This window comes from Brevundimonas mediterranea, from assembly GCF_011064825.1.
GTDB classification, from domain to species: domain Bacteria; phylum Pseudomonadota; class Alphaproteobacteria; order Caulobacterales; family Caulobacteraceae; genus Brevundimonas; species Brevundimonas mediterranea_A.
The window spans coordinates 2,227,138-2,240,749 of record NZ_CP048751.1; the positions used below are offsets into that span (position 1 = coordinate 2,227,138).

The 13,612-nt window shown below is 69.5% G+C and carries 13 protein-coding genes; 8 read left to right on the top strand and 5 right to left on the bottom strand.

Features of this window, described 5'->3' with window-relative positions:
• Positions 1 to 25 precede the first annotated feature (25 nt).
• The gene (locus tag GYM46_RS10910; protein ID WP_008264121.1) at positions 26 to 982 is read left to right on the top strand and encodes a flavin reductase family protein; all 957 of its coding nucleotides are present in this window, start codon (positions 26 to 28) and stop codon (positions 980 to 982) included.
• Positions 983 to 1,056: 74 nt separating this feature from the next.
• The gene (locus GYM46_RS10915) at positions 1,057 to 2,241 is read left to right on the top strand and encodes an acetyl-CoA C-acyltransferase (protein ID WP_008262262.1); all 1,185 of its coding nucleotides are present in this window, start codon (positions 1,057 to 1,059) and stop codon (positions 2,239 to 2,241) included.
• A 179-nt stretch (positions 2,242 to 2,420) separates the two neighbouring features.
• Here GYM46_RS10915 and GYM46_RS10920 read toward each other — a convergent pair whose 3' ends face one another.
• The 3 genes from GYM46_RS10920 to GYM46_RS10930 form a co-directional block, all read right to left on the bottom strand.
• Positions 2,421 to 3,008: a hypothetical protein gene (locus GYM46_RS10920; protein ID WP_008261883.1), complete on the bottom strand. Its 588-nt coding sequence runs from the start codon at positions 3,006 to 3,008 to the stop codon at positions 2,421 to 2,423.
• 66 nt (positions 3,009 to 3,074) lie between these two features.
• Positions 3,075 to 3,482, bottom strand: a complete 408-nt coding sequence (locus GYM46_RS10925) for a CBS domain-containing protein (RefSeq protein ID WP_008259009.1) — start codon at positions 3,480 to 3,482, stop codon at positions 3,075 to 3,077.
• Positions 3,483 to 3,571: 89 nt separating this feature from the next.
• Positions 3,572 to 5,413, bottom strand: coding sequence for a vWA domain-containing protein (locus GYM46_RS10930; protein ID WP_008263708.1), 1,842 nt, complete (start codon positions 5,411 to 5,413; stop codon positions 3,572 to 3,574).
• Positions 5,414 to 5,551: 138 nt separating this feature from the next.
• Between GYM46_RS10930 and GYM46_RS10935 the strand changes: the two genes are divergently transcribed.
• Complete coding sequence (locus GYM46_RS10935; protein WP_008260134.1) at positions 5,552 to 6,364, top strand: isocitrate lyase/PEP mutase family protein; 813 nt, start codon at positions 5,552 to 5,554, stop codon at positions 6,362 to 6,364.
• Between the two features lie 59 nt (positions 6,365 to 6,423).
• Positions 6,424 to 8,286: a monovalent cation:proton antiporter-2 (CPA2) family protein gene (locus GYM46_RS10940; protein WP_008261974.1), complete on the top strand. Its 1,863-nt coding sequence runs from the start codon at positions 6,424 to 6,426 to the stop codon at positions 8,284 to 8,286.
• Positions 8,287 to 8,290: 4 nt separating this feature from the next.
• On the opposite strand, the gene GYM46_RS10945 is transcribed toward GYM46_RS10940, so the two are convergent.
• On the bottom strand, positions 8,291 to 8,917 hold the full coding sequence (locus GYM46_RS10945; RefSeq protein WP_008264139.1) for a DUF4168 domain-containing protein: 627 nt from the start codon (positions 8,915 to 8,917) through the stop codon (positions 8,291 to 8,293).
• Positions 8,918 to 9,135: 218 nt separating this feature from the next.
• Here GYM46_RS10945 and GYM46_RS10950 point away from each other — a divergent pair, with 218 nt between their 5' ends.
• From GYM46_RS10950 to GYM46_RS10965, 4 genes are read left to right on the top strand one after another with little or no spacing between them, the layout of a single operon-like run.
• Positions 9,136 to 10,152 (top strand): hypothetical protein, encoded by a 1,017-nt coding sequence (locus GYM46_RS10950; RefSeq protein WP_008264296.1) that lies wholly within the window; start codon positions 9,136 to 9,138, stop codon positions 10,150 to 10,152.
• On the top strand, positions 10,152 to 10,850 hold the full coding sequence (locus GYM46_RS10955; protein ID WP_008263408.1) for a tetratricopeptide repeat protein: 699 nt from the start codon (positions 10,152 to 10,154) through the stop codon (positions 10,848 to 10,850). The genes GYM46_RS10950 and GYM46_RS10955 overlap by 1 nt, the downstream gene beginning before the upstream one ends.
• A 20-nt stretch (positions 10,851 to 10,870) precedes the next feature.
• A complete protein-coding gene (locus GYM46_RS10960) occupies positions 10,871 to 11,620 on the top strand; it encodes a sulfotransferase family protein (protein ID WP_008259056.1) in 750 nt (249 codons plus the stop codon).
• 10 nt (positions 11,621 to 11,630) lie between these two features.
• Positions 11,631 to 12,440: an RNA methyltransferase gene (locus tag GYM46_RS10965; RefSeq protein WP_008260772.1), complete on the top strand. Its 810-nt coding sequence runs from the start codon at positions 11,631 to 11,633 to the stop codon at positions 12,438 to 12,440.
• Positions 12,441 to 12,499: 59 nt separating this feature from the next.
• Here GYM46_RS10965 and GYM46_RS10970 read toward each other — a convergent pair whose 3' ends face one another.
• Positions 12,500 to 13,336 (bottom strand): hypothetical protein, encoded by an 837-nt coding sequence (locus GYM46_RS10970; RefSeq protein WP_050771669.1) that lies wholly within the window; start codon positions 13,334 to 13,336, stop codon positions 12,500 to 12,502.
• Positions 13,337 to 13,612 lie beyond the last annotated feature (276 nt).

The following is a 13,612-nucleotide window of genomic DNA, read 5'->3' on the forward strand; positions in this document are numbered from 1 at the left end:
CCTCCGCACTGGACCGTCCCGCCTCATGATCGCATCGCCGCCCCGGATCGGAGGTCTGGACGTCCAGAGCTGGGGCGATCCCCAGGATCCGGTCGTCCTGCTGATCGGCGCGCCCCAGGGCCTGTCGCCTGATTGGCGGCGGTGGGTGCGGGCCCTGGTCGAGGCCGGGCGGCACGTCCTGCTGGCCGACGCTCTGGAGGCGGGCGACGAAGCGGCCGGCCTGCGCCGCCTGCTGACCGACATCTCGTCGCGGCCCGCCATCCTGTGTTCGGCCCAGACCCTGGCCGCCGTCGTCCCGGCCCTGGTCGTCACCGGCCCGGCCCTGGCCAGTTGCCTGATCGTGGCGGGCGAGGCGCCGGTCGAGGCGACCGCGCCGCTGGACGGCCTGCCGATCCTGACGCTGGATCCCGACGCCCCCGCCGATCCGGGCGAGACGGCCGACGCCGTCATCCTGGCCTTCCTGGAACGCCAGGCCCCGCGCGAGGCCCTGTATTACCAGGCCGGTTCCGATCCCCGCACCCTGCGCGACGCCCTGGGCTGTTTCGCCACCGGGGTGACGGTGGTGACGACCCTGGACGAGGCGGGGCAGCCGGTGGGCCTGACGGCCAACTCCTTCTCCTCGGTGTCGCTCGATCCGCCGCTGATCCTGTTCTGCCTGGCCCGCAGTTCGTCCAATCTGGAGCGGTTCCAGCGCGCGGCGCATTTCGCCATCAATGTGCTGCACATCGGCCAGCAGCCGATGTCGGGCGCCTTCGCCCGGTCCTCGGCCGAACGGTTCGACGGCGTGGCCTGGGAGACCTGGGACACCGGCGCGCCCATCCTGTCCGGCTCGCTGGCCAGTTTCGAATGCGCGACCCATCAGGTGGTCGAGGCCGGGGACCATCTGGTCTTCATCGGCCGGGTCACGCGCGCCCGGTTCGAGCCGCGCCGCGACCCGCTGCTCTATTTCCGAGGCCGCTACCGTCGACTTCACTTCGCCTGATTGCAGCAGGGCGCCCGGTTCACATCGGGCGGTCAGATCGCTATCTCAGGGCCCAAAGCAAGAGGAAACCCGCCATGTCCGCCGATCCCGTCGTCATCGTCTCCTACGCCCGCACGCCGATGGGCGGTTTCCAGGGCGCGCTGTCCGACGCCAAGTCCACCGACCTGGGCGCGACGGCGGTGAAGGCGGCGCTCGAGCGAGCCGGCCTGGACCCCAACAAGGTCGAACAGATCATCATGGGCTGCGTCCTGCCCGCCGGCCTGGGCCAGGCGCCGGCGCGTCAGGCCGGGATGGGCGCGGGCCTGCCGATCTCGACCGAGGCGACCACGATCAACAAGATGTGCGGCTCGGGCATGCAGGCCGCGATGATGGCGCATGACGCCCTGCTGGCCGGTTCGGCCGAGGTGATCGTGGCGGGCGGCATGGAGTCCATGACCAATGCGCCCTATCTGATGCAGAAGCACCGGGGCGGCGCCCGGATCGGCCACGACGTCATCTCCGACAGCATGTATCTGGACGGTCTGGAAGACGCCTATGAGCCCGGCAAATTGATGGGGCAGTTCGCCGAGGACACGGCCAAGGCCTATCAGTTCACCCGCGAGCAGCAGGACGCCTATGCGACCGAAAGCGCCGGTCGCGCCAAACGCGCCCAGGACAGCGGCGCCTTCGACGCCGAGATCACGCCGGTCGAGGTCAAGACCCGCAAGGGCGTGGTTGTGGTCGATCGCGACGAACAGCCGACCAAGTCCGACCCGTCCAAGATCCCCAATCTGAAGCCCGCCTTCGGCAAGGACGGCACCATCACCGCCGCCTCGGCCGCCTCGATCTCGGACGGCGCCGCCGCCTTGGTCATGATGCGCCAATCGACGGCCCAGGCCCTGGGCCTGACCCCGGTCGCCCGCGTCGTCGCCCAGGCCGCCCACGCCCATGAGCCCAGCCTGTTCACCACCGCGCCGGTCTTCGCCCTGAAGAAGGCCCTGGCCAGGGCGGGCTGGACCGCCGACGACGTCGATCTGTGGGAGGTCAACGAGGCCTTCGCCATCGTGCCGATGATCGCCATGCAGGAGCTGGGCGTCCCCCATGACAAGATCAACGTCAACGGCGGCGCCTGCGCCCTGGGACACCCGCTGGGCGCCTCGGGCGCGCGTGTGCTGACCACCCTGCTGTCCGCGCTCAAGGCGCGCGGCAAGACCAGGGGCATGGCCGCCCTGTGCATCGGCGGTGGCGAGGCCACCGCCATGGGCGTCGAACTGATCTGAGGCGAAACCTGTTTTTCGATCTCGGTCACGCGCGTCAGAAGTCATCGACGTGGACGGACGACGACAGCGACAGCCGCCGTCACTCCACGCTCGGCTGCCCTATCCTGAGCCTATGCCGCGAGCCTGACCGCAGCAGGCCGACCCGCCGCGCGACTTGAAAGTTGCGCGGCTCCGCCTGTTCAGCGTTCCGCCAGGCTGGCGTCCGCACCCGGCATGACGCCGCTCGCCCGGGCCGGCGCCGCTTCCAGAATTTCCGTCACAGGTTGAAGCGTGTCGCGGGCCTGGCGCGCCAGGGCCAGAACGGCGGGCGGCGCGTCGTCGGGGCTCTCGGCCACGAGGTCCATCAGGCTTTCAGCCAACTGCATCAGACGCGGCGCGGCGGCGATCAGCCGGGACTGGAATTCAATGCGCTGGGGGTCGCGGTCATATTCCGCGCCGGGCACGCGCCAGCCGCCCCAGTCGGCCGTGTCAGTGACGACGACGGGATAGGTGCCGGGCTGGGGGTGGTGCAGGCAGTCCTCTTCCGCCTGCCACTTGTTGCGGGCCCGCAGCACGCGCCAGTCGCCGACCTCGGCCCCGGCGGCGTCCGCGGCGGCCATCATCAGTTCGGCGGCGGCGAACTCACGTCCCAGGCCGACGTCGTAGGTGACGCGCACCGGCTCGTCGAAACCCTTGGCCCAGACCGGCTGAACCTTCTCGATGGTGGCCCAGGCGCCCACGCACTCGACCCAGACTTTCTGACCCTTCTGGAACTGCGCGCGCGCCATTCTGATCTCCCACCGTTCAGGGTGCAGAATGGCAGGCGCCGGTTAGCGCGTGGTGAGGGGGGAGGGTTAACGCGAGATGCTCTCCAGCGTCTCGCCGGCGTATTTCTCCTTCACCCGGGTCGACAGGTCGCCCAGCGAGATGACCCCGACGATGCGGCCATGCTTGTCCACCACCGGGGCGCGGCGAATCTGGCGCGACCCCATCAGATCCAGCACGGATTTCAGGTCGTCGGTGTCCAGCACCGTCTGCGGGTCGCGGGTGATGTATTCGACCACGGGCGCGGACGGGGCGGCGCCGGCCGCCAGGGCGCGCACGACGATGTCGCGGTCGGTGATGGCGCCGATCAACTGGTCGCCGTCCGCCACGGGCACGAAGCCGAAATCCCCCTTGGCCATCCGGGCGGCGACCTCCTGAAGCGTGTCGCCGGGGCGGGCGAGGTGGACATCCTTGGTCATGACGTCGCGGATCTTCATGGCGGTCTCCTGGGGTGTAGCGTCACCGTGAAAACCCGCCGCGCACGGCGGGGTTCCGCCGCCGTGCGCCCGCTTGGCGCCGCTCGGCCTTAAGGCGCGCGACGTTCAGGCAGGTCCCTGGCCGCGCGCACCAACTGGACGAACTCGGCCCGGTCGCCCCAGGGATCCTCGCCGCGCGCGCCCTGGGCCTGGGCCAGCACCTGATCCCAGCCGTAGTCGGCGCTCATCCACGGGTCGTTGCGGAGCTTCTGGCCGAACGCGGCGACGGCCAGGGCCCAGCGCGTGGCCTCGGGCGGCTGGGCGCCGGCGGCGCGGCTGGTCAGAGGCTGCTGGATCAGGTCCGACCGGCTGCCGCCCGGCTGTTTGTAGCGGACCTGAATGAAGCCGATCTCACCGTTCGGATCGCCGCCGCCCACGCCGATCCGGTTGTCCGGATAGCGGCGCTCGGGAACCTGGGTCGGTCCGCCGACCGGGGTGATCTCGTACAGGGCCGTGACGCTGGCGCCCGATCCGACCTCGCCCGCGTCGATGCGGTCGTTGGCGAAGTCCGCCTCGTTCAGCAGCCGGGTCTCATAGCCGATCAACCGCCATTCGGCGACGCGGGCGGGATTGAACTCGACCTGGATCTTGACGTCGTCGGCGATGGGGAAGGCGCCCTTGTCGAACATCGGGCCGAACAGGCGCCGCGCGTCGCGCAGGTCGCCCACATAGGCCGCCACGCCGTTGCCCGCCTGGGCGATGGTCTGCATCCGGGCGTCCTGGTAGTTGCCGCGTCCGAAGCCATAGACCGACAGATAGACGCCGGTTCCGCGCTTTTCGGCGACATAGTCTTCCAGCCGCTTGTTGTCGGTGACGCCGACGTTGAAGTCGCCGTCGGTGAACATCAGGATGCGGTTGACCTTGTCACGGGCGAAACTGGCCTGGGCCTGGTCATAGGCGTTGGTCATGCCGGTCGCGCCGGCCGTGCCGCCCGAGGCGCGAAGGCTGGCGACGGCGCAGCGCATTTTCAGCTTCTGGTCGCCGGGCGTGGGCTGCAGGGTCGTGCCCGCACCCTCGGCGTAATAGGTGACCGACAGGGTGTCCTGTGGCCGCAACCGGTCGATGGCCAGGTTCATCGCCTGTTTGGCCAGGTCCAGCTTGTCCGGGCTGCGCATCGAGCCCGAGACATCGACCAGGAAGGTCAGGTTCAGCGGCCGCTGCTCGCCCTGCGGGAGCTCATAACCCTGCAAGCCGATGTGGACGATCTGGCGGCCCCCCCTTTCGGTTCGGGGCGCCCAGGGCGAGGCGACGACGGCCGTGGTGATCGCAAACGGGCGGGCCAGGGACGTCGGGCGGGCGTAGCCATAGTCGAAGGCGTTGATCAGCTCCTCGACCCGCACCGCGTCCGCCGGAGGGCTGCGGCCCTCGTCGATGAAGCGGCGAACATTGGAATAGGCGGCTGTGTCCACGTCGATCGAGAAGGTGGAGACCGGCTGGTCCGCCGTCCGCTTGACCGGATTGGGCGTGGCGTCGGGATAGGTTTCGGTGTCGGACGGGGCCGGGGCGCCGGGCATGATGCGCGACCCGGTGACGACCACGGCGTTGAGCGGAGCCTGCCCCGGTGCGGCGGCGACCACCGCCGGACGCATGGGTGCTGGCGGGGCCGGGGGCGGCGGTGGAGGAGGAGGTGGCGGTGGCGGAGGCACGCCCTCGATGCGGCTCTGCGTCGGGGCCGGGATCGGCGTCGGCCGGACGGGGCTGGTCAGATGTTGCATCGGTTCGCCCGGCGGGGACAGGACGAAGCCCAAGGGCGCACAGGCGGCCGGCGTGGCCTCGCCGTCCAATGACGGGCGTTGGGGCTGGGCCAGGGCGAAGGTGGGAACCGCGAAGGGCGGCGCCGCGACGGACAGGCCCAGGGTGGCGGCGACGGCGATCCTGACGAGACGCGGCATGGCTTCCTCCGGTTGTTCTGGGCGCTACTCCGCTTGTCGCCTGAGGCGAAACTGTGGCGCCGCATTTTGACGGCGTCCGAAAATCGCCAGAACGGGCGCGGCTTCCGTGTCAGATCGCAAATCAGACAGGAGTTGCTCATGATGGATCAGACACGTCTCGCTCAGGCCTTCCGGGAACGGCACCGTTCAGGCGGATTGATCTTGCCGAACTGCTGGGACGCAGCCAGCGCGCGCATCTTCCAGGCCGCCGGATTTGACGCGGTCGCAACGACCAGCGCGGGGGTCGCCTGGTCGCGGGGCGTTCGTGACGGCGAGGGGCTGGGGCGCGAGGATATGATGCGGGAGGTCGCCGCCATCGCCCGCGCCACAACTCTACCGTTCAACGCCGATGTCGAGGCCGGCTACGGTCCGAGCCAGGCGGATGCGGCGGAGACGGCCCGCGCGACCTGGGCGGCCGGAGCGGTGGGACTCAATTTCGAAGACGTCGACTACGCCGCCCCCCGCGTCTTGATGACGATCCCGGATCAGCAAGCGCGGATCGCGGCCATCCGCGCCGCAACGCCTGAAGTGGTGATCAACGCTCGCACGGACGTCTTCCTGTTGGGGCTTGGCGACAGCGAGGCAGAGCGGATCGATATGGCGGTCGAACGGGGACGAGCCTGGCTGGCGGCGGGAGCGGACGTGGTCTTTCTGCCCGGCGCAATCGACCCCGTCGTCGTGGCCCGTCTAGCGCAAGGCATCGGCGGGCCGATCAGTCTGATGGCGGGGCCTGACGCGCCCCCGGCCTCGATCCTCTTCGCGGCGGGGGCCTGCCGGATCAGCACAGGCCCCTATCCGATGCTTGCGGTTCTGGAACGACTGAAGACCTTGGCCGATGGGCTCGCAAAGGATTGGAAGGTCATGTCGCCGGCGGGCGACGGTCTGGCGAGTATCGGCGCCGTCTTCGGCTGATCGGGCTCGCAAAATCTGCCCAGCTTCCCCACTATCAGCTTTCACCAACAGGGGATGTGATGGCCGAGGCGACGACGGGACTGGATCTGGGCGCGGCTGCGGCCCTGCTAGCGGCGGGCGTCATCGCCGTGCCGGTGTTCAAGCGCGTCGGTCTGGGCTCGGTGCTCGGCTATCTGGCGGCAGGTCTGGCCATCGGGCCGTTCGGCCTGAAACTGTTTCAGGAGCCCGAGACCATTCTTCATGTCGCCGAGTTCGGCGTGGTCATCTTCCTGTTCATCATCGGGCTGGAGATGCGGCCCAAACGGCTGTGGGGGCTGAGGAAAGAGATCTTCGGCCTGGGCGCGGCCCAGGTGCTGTTCTGCGGCCTGATCCTGACCCTGACCGCTATGCTGGCCGGCTTTTCGGCGCCGGTCGCCTTTGTCGGGGCCATGGGCTTCGTCCTGTCGTCCACCGCCGTCATCATGCAGATGCTGGAGGAGCGGGGCGAGATCGCGGGCGGGCCCGGACAGCGGTCCGTCTCCATCCTGCTGCTGGAAGACCTGGCCATCGTGCCGTTGCTGGCCATCGTCGCCGTCCTGGCCTCGGTGCTGGGCGTTGCGAACGAACAGGCGCCGCCGTTGTGGCAGACCATCGGCTTCGCGGTGGCGGCGGTCGGCGGCGTGCTGCTGGCGGGCAAATATCTGGTCAATCCGATCTTCCGCCTGCTGGCCCGTTACGGCGGTCGCGAGGTGATGACGGCGGCGGCCCTGCTGGTCGTGGTCGGCGCCGCCTGGGCCATGTCGCTGGGCGGACTGTCCATGGCCATGGGCGCCTTCCTGGCAGGCGTCCTCCTGTCCGAATCCACCTTCCGCCACCAGCTGGAAGCCGATGTGGAGCCCTTCCGCGCCATTCTGCTGGGTCTGTTCTTCCTCAGCGTCGGCATGTCCCTGGATCTGTCGGTGGTGGTCGCCGACTGGCGTCTGGTGGTCGGCGGCGTGATCGCCTTCATGGCGGTCAAGGCGCTGGGCATCTATGCCGTCGCCCGCCTGTTCAAGGCCTCGCACCACGAGGCGGTCGAGCGGGCGGCCCTGTTCGCCCAAGGCGGCGAGTTCGCCTTCGTCCTGTATGGCGCGGCGGTGACGGCGGGTCTGTTCGACGCCCAGATCGGCGCCATGCTGTCGGCCATCGTCATCCTGTCCATGGCCCTGACGCCGCTGACCAGTCTGCTGACCCAGCGCCTGCTGCCCAAGCCGACCCTGTCGGCCGAGGACGCCGAGGGGGTGGACTTCGCCAAGGACCTGCGCGGCCAGGTTCTGATCATCGGCTTCGGCCGTTTCGCCCAGGTCGTGTCACAGCCCTTGCTGGCGCGGGATGTGGACGTCTCGATCATCGAGAACGACGTCGAGATGATCCAGGCCGCCTCGCAGTTCGGGTTCAAGGTCTATTATGGCGACGGCGCCCAGCTGCACACGCTGCGGGCCTCGGGTGCGGACGAGGCCGAGATCGTCCTGGTCTGCGTCGACAAGCCCGAGGTCGCCGATCGCATCGTCGAACTGGTCAAGTCCGAGTTCCCGACGACCAAGATCATGGCCCGCGCCTTCGACCGGGGCCATTCCATGCGGCTGATCCAGGCCGGGGTCGACTATCAGATCCGCGAGACCTTCGAGTCCGCATTGAAGTTCGGCGAGCGCGCCTTGATCGAACTGGGCATGGACGAGGGCCAGGCGGCCGAGGCCATCGGCGACGTCCGCCGCCGCGACGAGGCGCGTCTGGACCTGCAGCTGACCGGCGGAATCAAGGCCGGGCGCCAACTGATGCGCGGCAATATGCCGACGCCGCAACCCGCTCCCTATGTGAAGCCGCGTCGCGAAGGCCGACTGCTGAATGAGGACGAGGCGGGTCCGGCCGCACCGGACACACGGCGCGAACCCGCCGAGACCTGACGCCCTATTGGGCGCCGGCCTCCTGTTGTCGCGCGCCGATCAACTCGGCCCGGGCCCGCAGGCCGGCGTCCTGGGACACGGCGGTGGCGACGGCGTTGAAACGGTCCACCGCCACGCCGGACCCCTCGACCGCCGCCGTCAGCTGGGCGCTCTGTTCCGGGGTGGCCTGGCCGTTCTGGACATTGGCGGTGACGGCGCGAATCTTGGTCATGGCTTCAACGAACTGGCGCAGTTCCGCGTCGCTGACGCCGGCCGCGACCGATCCGGGAGCAGGCTTCGGCGCCTTCATGGCGTTGATGCGGGCGTTGATCACCGGGCTTTCGGCGGCGGCGTTGGAGATGGCGTTGAAGCGCACGACCTCGAGGCCGGACTCCTGAACTGCAGCCGCCATTTCGGCCTGTTGTTCGGGCGTCGGCTGGGCGCCGTTCAGGGTGTCGCTGACCGCGCGGACGCGGGTGATGGCGACATCGTACTTGCGCAATTCGTCGTCGGTGAAGTCGGCTGCGCCCGGGGCAGGCGCCGCGGTCGGGGCGGTCTGGCCCGAGGCTTCATAAGGGGTTTGGGCGTGTGCGCCGGCGGCGGTCAGCAGAGCGGCGGCGGAAGCAAAAAGAGCGAGGCGGGGCGCGCGCATGGTGCGTGGTCCTTTCGATCTGGCGTCCACTTATGCCGTGCAAGGACGGCGACGACGCAATCACGTCATCGCTCCCCGATGGCTGTGGCGCCTGTAAGGATAAAGGAGCGGGGAGCCCGCTTAATCTAGGCGTTCGCGGCGTGATCGCCACCCCGGCGGGCTGGAGAGCCGATCAAGGATACGTTAGACGGGCGTGATCTCACTGAGGTTTGTCCGTCATGAAACGTCTCGTCATCGCCGCCCTGGCCCTCGTCGCCGTCGCCACTCCCGCCGTGGTCGACGCCTGGGGCAACACCGGCCACCGGCTGATCGGGATCGCCGCAATGCGCGCCCTGCCGGCCGACATGCCGGGCTTTCTGAAGACGCCCGGCGCCATCGCCGACGTCGGCGAGCTGGCGCGCGAACCCGACCGCTGGAAGGGCGCGGGCCAGCCTCACGACCGCGAACGCGACACCGCCCATTTCATCGACCTGGACGACGCCGGCCACGTTTTCGACCGGCGCGGCATGCCCCTGGCCGAGCTGCCCCGTCTGAAGTCGGAATACGACGCCGCCCTGACCAAGGCCGGCCTGGACGTCGATGACGCCGGCTATCTGCCCTACGCCATGATCGACGCCTGGCAGAATCTGGGCCGCGATTTCGCCTACTGGCGCGTGCTGAACGCCGCCGAAAGACGTGAGACCAATATGGAGCGCCAGGCCTGGTACCGGGCCGACCGCCTGCGCCGCGAGGCCCTGATCCTGCGCGACATCGGGGTCATGGGCCATTATGTCGGCGACGGGTCGCAACCCCATCATACGACGATCCACTACAACGGCTGGGGCGAGTTCCCGAACCCCGAAGGCTTCACCAATTCGCGCCAGACCCACGCCCTGTTCGAAGGCGCCTTCACCAACCGCGTCGCCCGCCTGGACGCGGTCGAGGCCGCCATGCCGGCCGCCGATCTGGACGGTTTCGACGTCAAGGCGCGCACCGTCTCCTATCTGACCACCACCCTGGGCACGGTCATCCCCTTCTACCGGCTGGAGAAAGCCGGGGCTTTCCGCGACAGTGATCCGCGCGGCGCCGCCTTCGTCAATGAGCGTCTGGCGGCGGGCGCGGCCGAGCTGCGGGACTTCATCGCCTCCGCCTGGACCGCCTCGGGCAGCGCCTCCATCGGCTGGCCCGCCGTCAAGGTGGCCGAGGTCGAGGCTGGAACCGTTGATCCCTGGATCGCCATGGTTGGTGAAGACTGATGTCCGACGCACGCCAAGTCCGCCTCGCGCAAGGCGCGACCCTCGAGCGCCAAGGGCGCATCCCCGAGGCCGTGGTCCTCTATCAATCCGTCGTGGCCGAGCGACCGGAACTGGGCGACGTCTGGTACGATCTCGGGCGGCTTCTGCGGCGCATGCGCCGCCTCGACGACGCCCTGGCCGCCTATGATCAGGCCCTGGCCCAGGGCGCGCGCGATCCGCAGGAAATCCATCTGAACCGCGCCGTGATCCTCGCCGAGGATCTGAACCGGCCCGACGCGGCCGAAGCCGAACTGAAGACGGCGCTCGAACTGGCGCCTGCCTATGCGCCCGCCTGGCTCAACCTGGGCAATCTGCATGAGGACGCCGGGCGACGCGACGAGGCGCGGCAGGCCTATGAGTCCGTCCTGGCCATAGATCCCGGCCATGGAACCGCCCTGGCGCGGCTGGCGGGCTTGCAGACGGCGACGACGCCGGACGATCCCCTGATCGGTCGGCTGCGATCCGCCCTGGCCGCCACCCCGGAAGGGCTGGAACAGGCGGACCTGGGTTTCGCACTGGGACGAATCCTGGATGTGGCGGGCGACTACGACGCCGCCTTCGACGCTATGTCGCCGCCAACCAGGCGAGCGCGGCCCTGGCTCGGGCCAAGGGCGTCATCTATGATCCCGCCAAGGCCGAGGCCTTTGTCGATCGTCTGATCGCCGCGACGCCGGCGCCGGTGACTGGGCTGGACGACGACGATCCCTCGGCCGCGCCGATCTTCATCTGCGGCATGTTCCGCTCCGGTTCGACCCTGGTCGAGCGCATCCTGGGCGGACACAGCGGCGTGCGCGCCGGTGGAGAGCTGGACCTGCTGCCGACCCTGGCCGCCAACGTCTTCAATCCCTTCCCCGAGGCCCTGGGCGTGTTTGACGACGCCAGCCGGCGCAAGATCCGCGACGTCTATCTGAACGCCGTGCGCGAGCGCGTGCCCGGCGTCGGCGTCGTCACGGACAAGCGGCCGGACAACATCCTCTACATCGGCCTGGCCAAGACCCTGTTCCCCAAGGCCCGGATCATCCACACCGTGCGCAATCCGATCGACAACGCCTTGTCGGTCTTCTTCCTGCACCTGTCCTACGACATGGCCTATGCGCTGAACCTGGAGCACGCCGCCCATTGGACGGCCCAGGAACGACGGCTGGCGGCGCACTGGAAGTCGGTCTGGCCGGACGACGTGCACGAGGTCGACTATGACGACCTGGTGGCGCGGGGCGAGCCGGCCGTGCGCGATCTGGTGGCGGCCTGCGGCCTGGCGTGGGAGCCGTCGGTGATGGACTTCCATCAGCGCCAGGGGCCGGTCCGCACCGCCAGCGTCTGGCAGGTGCGCGAGCCCCTGTACGCCCGTGCCTCAGGGCGGTGGAAGAACTATGCGCCGCGCCTGGACGATCTGCGCGCCGCTCTGGCCCGTTACGGTCTGGACGAGTAGGGAGGCGGCCATGTCCGCTTCTTCCGAATTCGCCCCCCCCGACCTTACGCCCCCCGCCGTCATCCTCGACAAGTCCCAGATGGCCGAGAATATCGGCGCCGTGGCGCGGGTGATGGCGAACTTCGGCCTGACGGACCTGCGTCTGGTGACGCCGCGCGACGGCTGGCCCCAGGAGCGGGCCTGGGCCACGGCCTCGGGCGCCGACTGGGTGCTGGAGGGCGTGCGGGTGTTCGACAGCGTCGCCGAGGCGGTGGCCGACCTGAACACCGTCTTCGCCACTACCGCGCGCCCGCGCGAGACGCGCCAGCCGGTCCGCACCCCGCGCGAGGCCGGCCGCATCCTGTATGACGACACGGCCTCGGGCCTGAAGACCGGCCTGTTGTTCGGCGGCGAGCGGGCGGGGCTGGAGACGACCGACATCGCCCTGTGCGCCGGCATCGTCACCATTCCCATCGACCCGAAACACCATTCGCTGAACCTGGCCCAGGCGGTGGCGATCAACGCCTATGAGTGGCGGACCCTGATCCTGGACGCCCCGCCGCCGCGCTTCCGCGACAGTGAGCCGCCGGCGTCGAACGACCTGCTGGTCGGCATGTACGAACATCTGGAGGCGGAGCTGGAGCTCGGCGGCTTCTTCTATCCTCCCGAGAAGAAGCGTTCGATGAGCCAGAACCTGCGGGTCATGCTGGGCCGCGCCGCCTTTTCCGAACAGGAGGTCGCCACCATGCGCGGCGCCATCCACGCCCTGGCCAAGGGACGGGGGCGTGTGCTGGCCAAGCTGGCGGCCGAGCGGGCGGCGAAGGGGAATACGAGCGAATAAGGAGTCGCTCCTTCTCCCCGTCATCCTCGGGTTAAGCCCGAGGATGACGCAAGAGGTCGTCACCCCGCCCCCAGCAGATCCGACCAGCGCCAGCTGCCCTTGCCCAGGGCGATGCGCGCGCCGTCGGCGCCGTCCTCAAGCTTCAGCACGGCCAGGCCTGTCATCCGCTGGGTCCTGCACTCGGCCGGGGCGAAGGCGACCTCCAGGGCGATGGCCTGGCGCACCCCGGCCAGACCCTTGCCGGACTGGTTGCGGCTTTGCAGCCAGTCGCCGTTCCAGACCAGGATGGCCCGGCCCGAGGCGTTCATCTCCTCGCTGGCGGCGATGACGGCGCGGCGCACGGCGGCGTCGTCACGCACGGCGTCCTGAACCCAGCGGACCATGTCGCAAGTCCCGCCGCCCGAGCCTGATCCGGCGCCGGATCCGCCCGTCCCGCCGGCTCCGCCCACGCCGTTTCCAGCGCCGCCGCCCGGACCCGATCCAACCGTGGCGGCGCCGGCCAACTGAGCCGCGCCCAGCAGGGGCAGGGGCGGTCCCGGCGGCGCGGGGGCGGCGGGCAGGGGCTCGACATCCGGCGGCGGCTTGGCGACGACTTTTCGGGGACGCGCTGCGGCCACGGCGGGCGGTCGAAGCTGGGGCGCGGGTTTGGGCGGCGCCGGGGTCTGAGCCGCTGCGGCCGGCGCGTCGGGCGTCGGCGCCGGATCGGGCGCGGGGATGGGGGTGGGCGGAGGCGGCGGCTCGACCAATTCGACCATCACCGGCGCCGCTTCATGGGGCGTCGCGAGCGGTTCCGGCCGCGCGGCTGTCATGACCAGCACCAGGGCCGCATGGCCAGCGACGACGCAGGCGGTCGCCAGGGGCCAGCGCCGGGTCCGGTCGGGCCGCGCGGCGCTCAATCGCCGATCCGTGATGTGTCGAAGATGATCGGTCGCATGGTCATCCGTCACCAATCCCTGTAAAAAATCACGACGCCCTGTTGAAAACATTCGGTCGCGGCAGGAAGGTGGCGTGGTTGCGAATACAACCGCCCGCTGTTCAAGATCAGCGATAGATCAGTTCATCCGCCACAGGGCGTAGCCTGTTGGCGGGCTAACGTGCCAGCTCGCGCTCCGGTTCCGATCTGACGCAATAATCATGCGAATTCGTTACGGATTATATGGCTAAGCTGACAT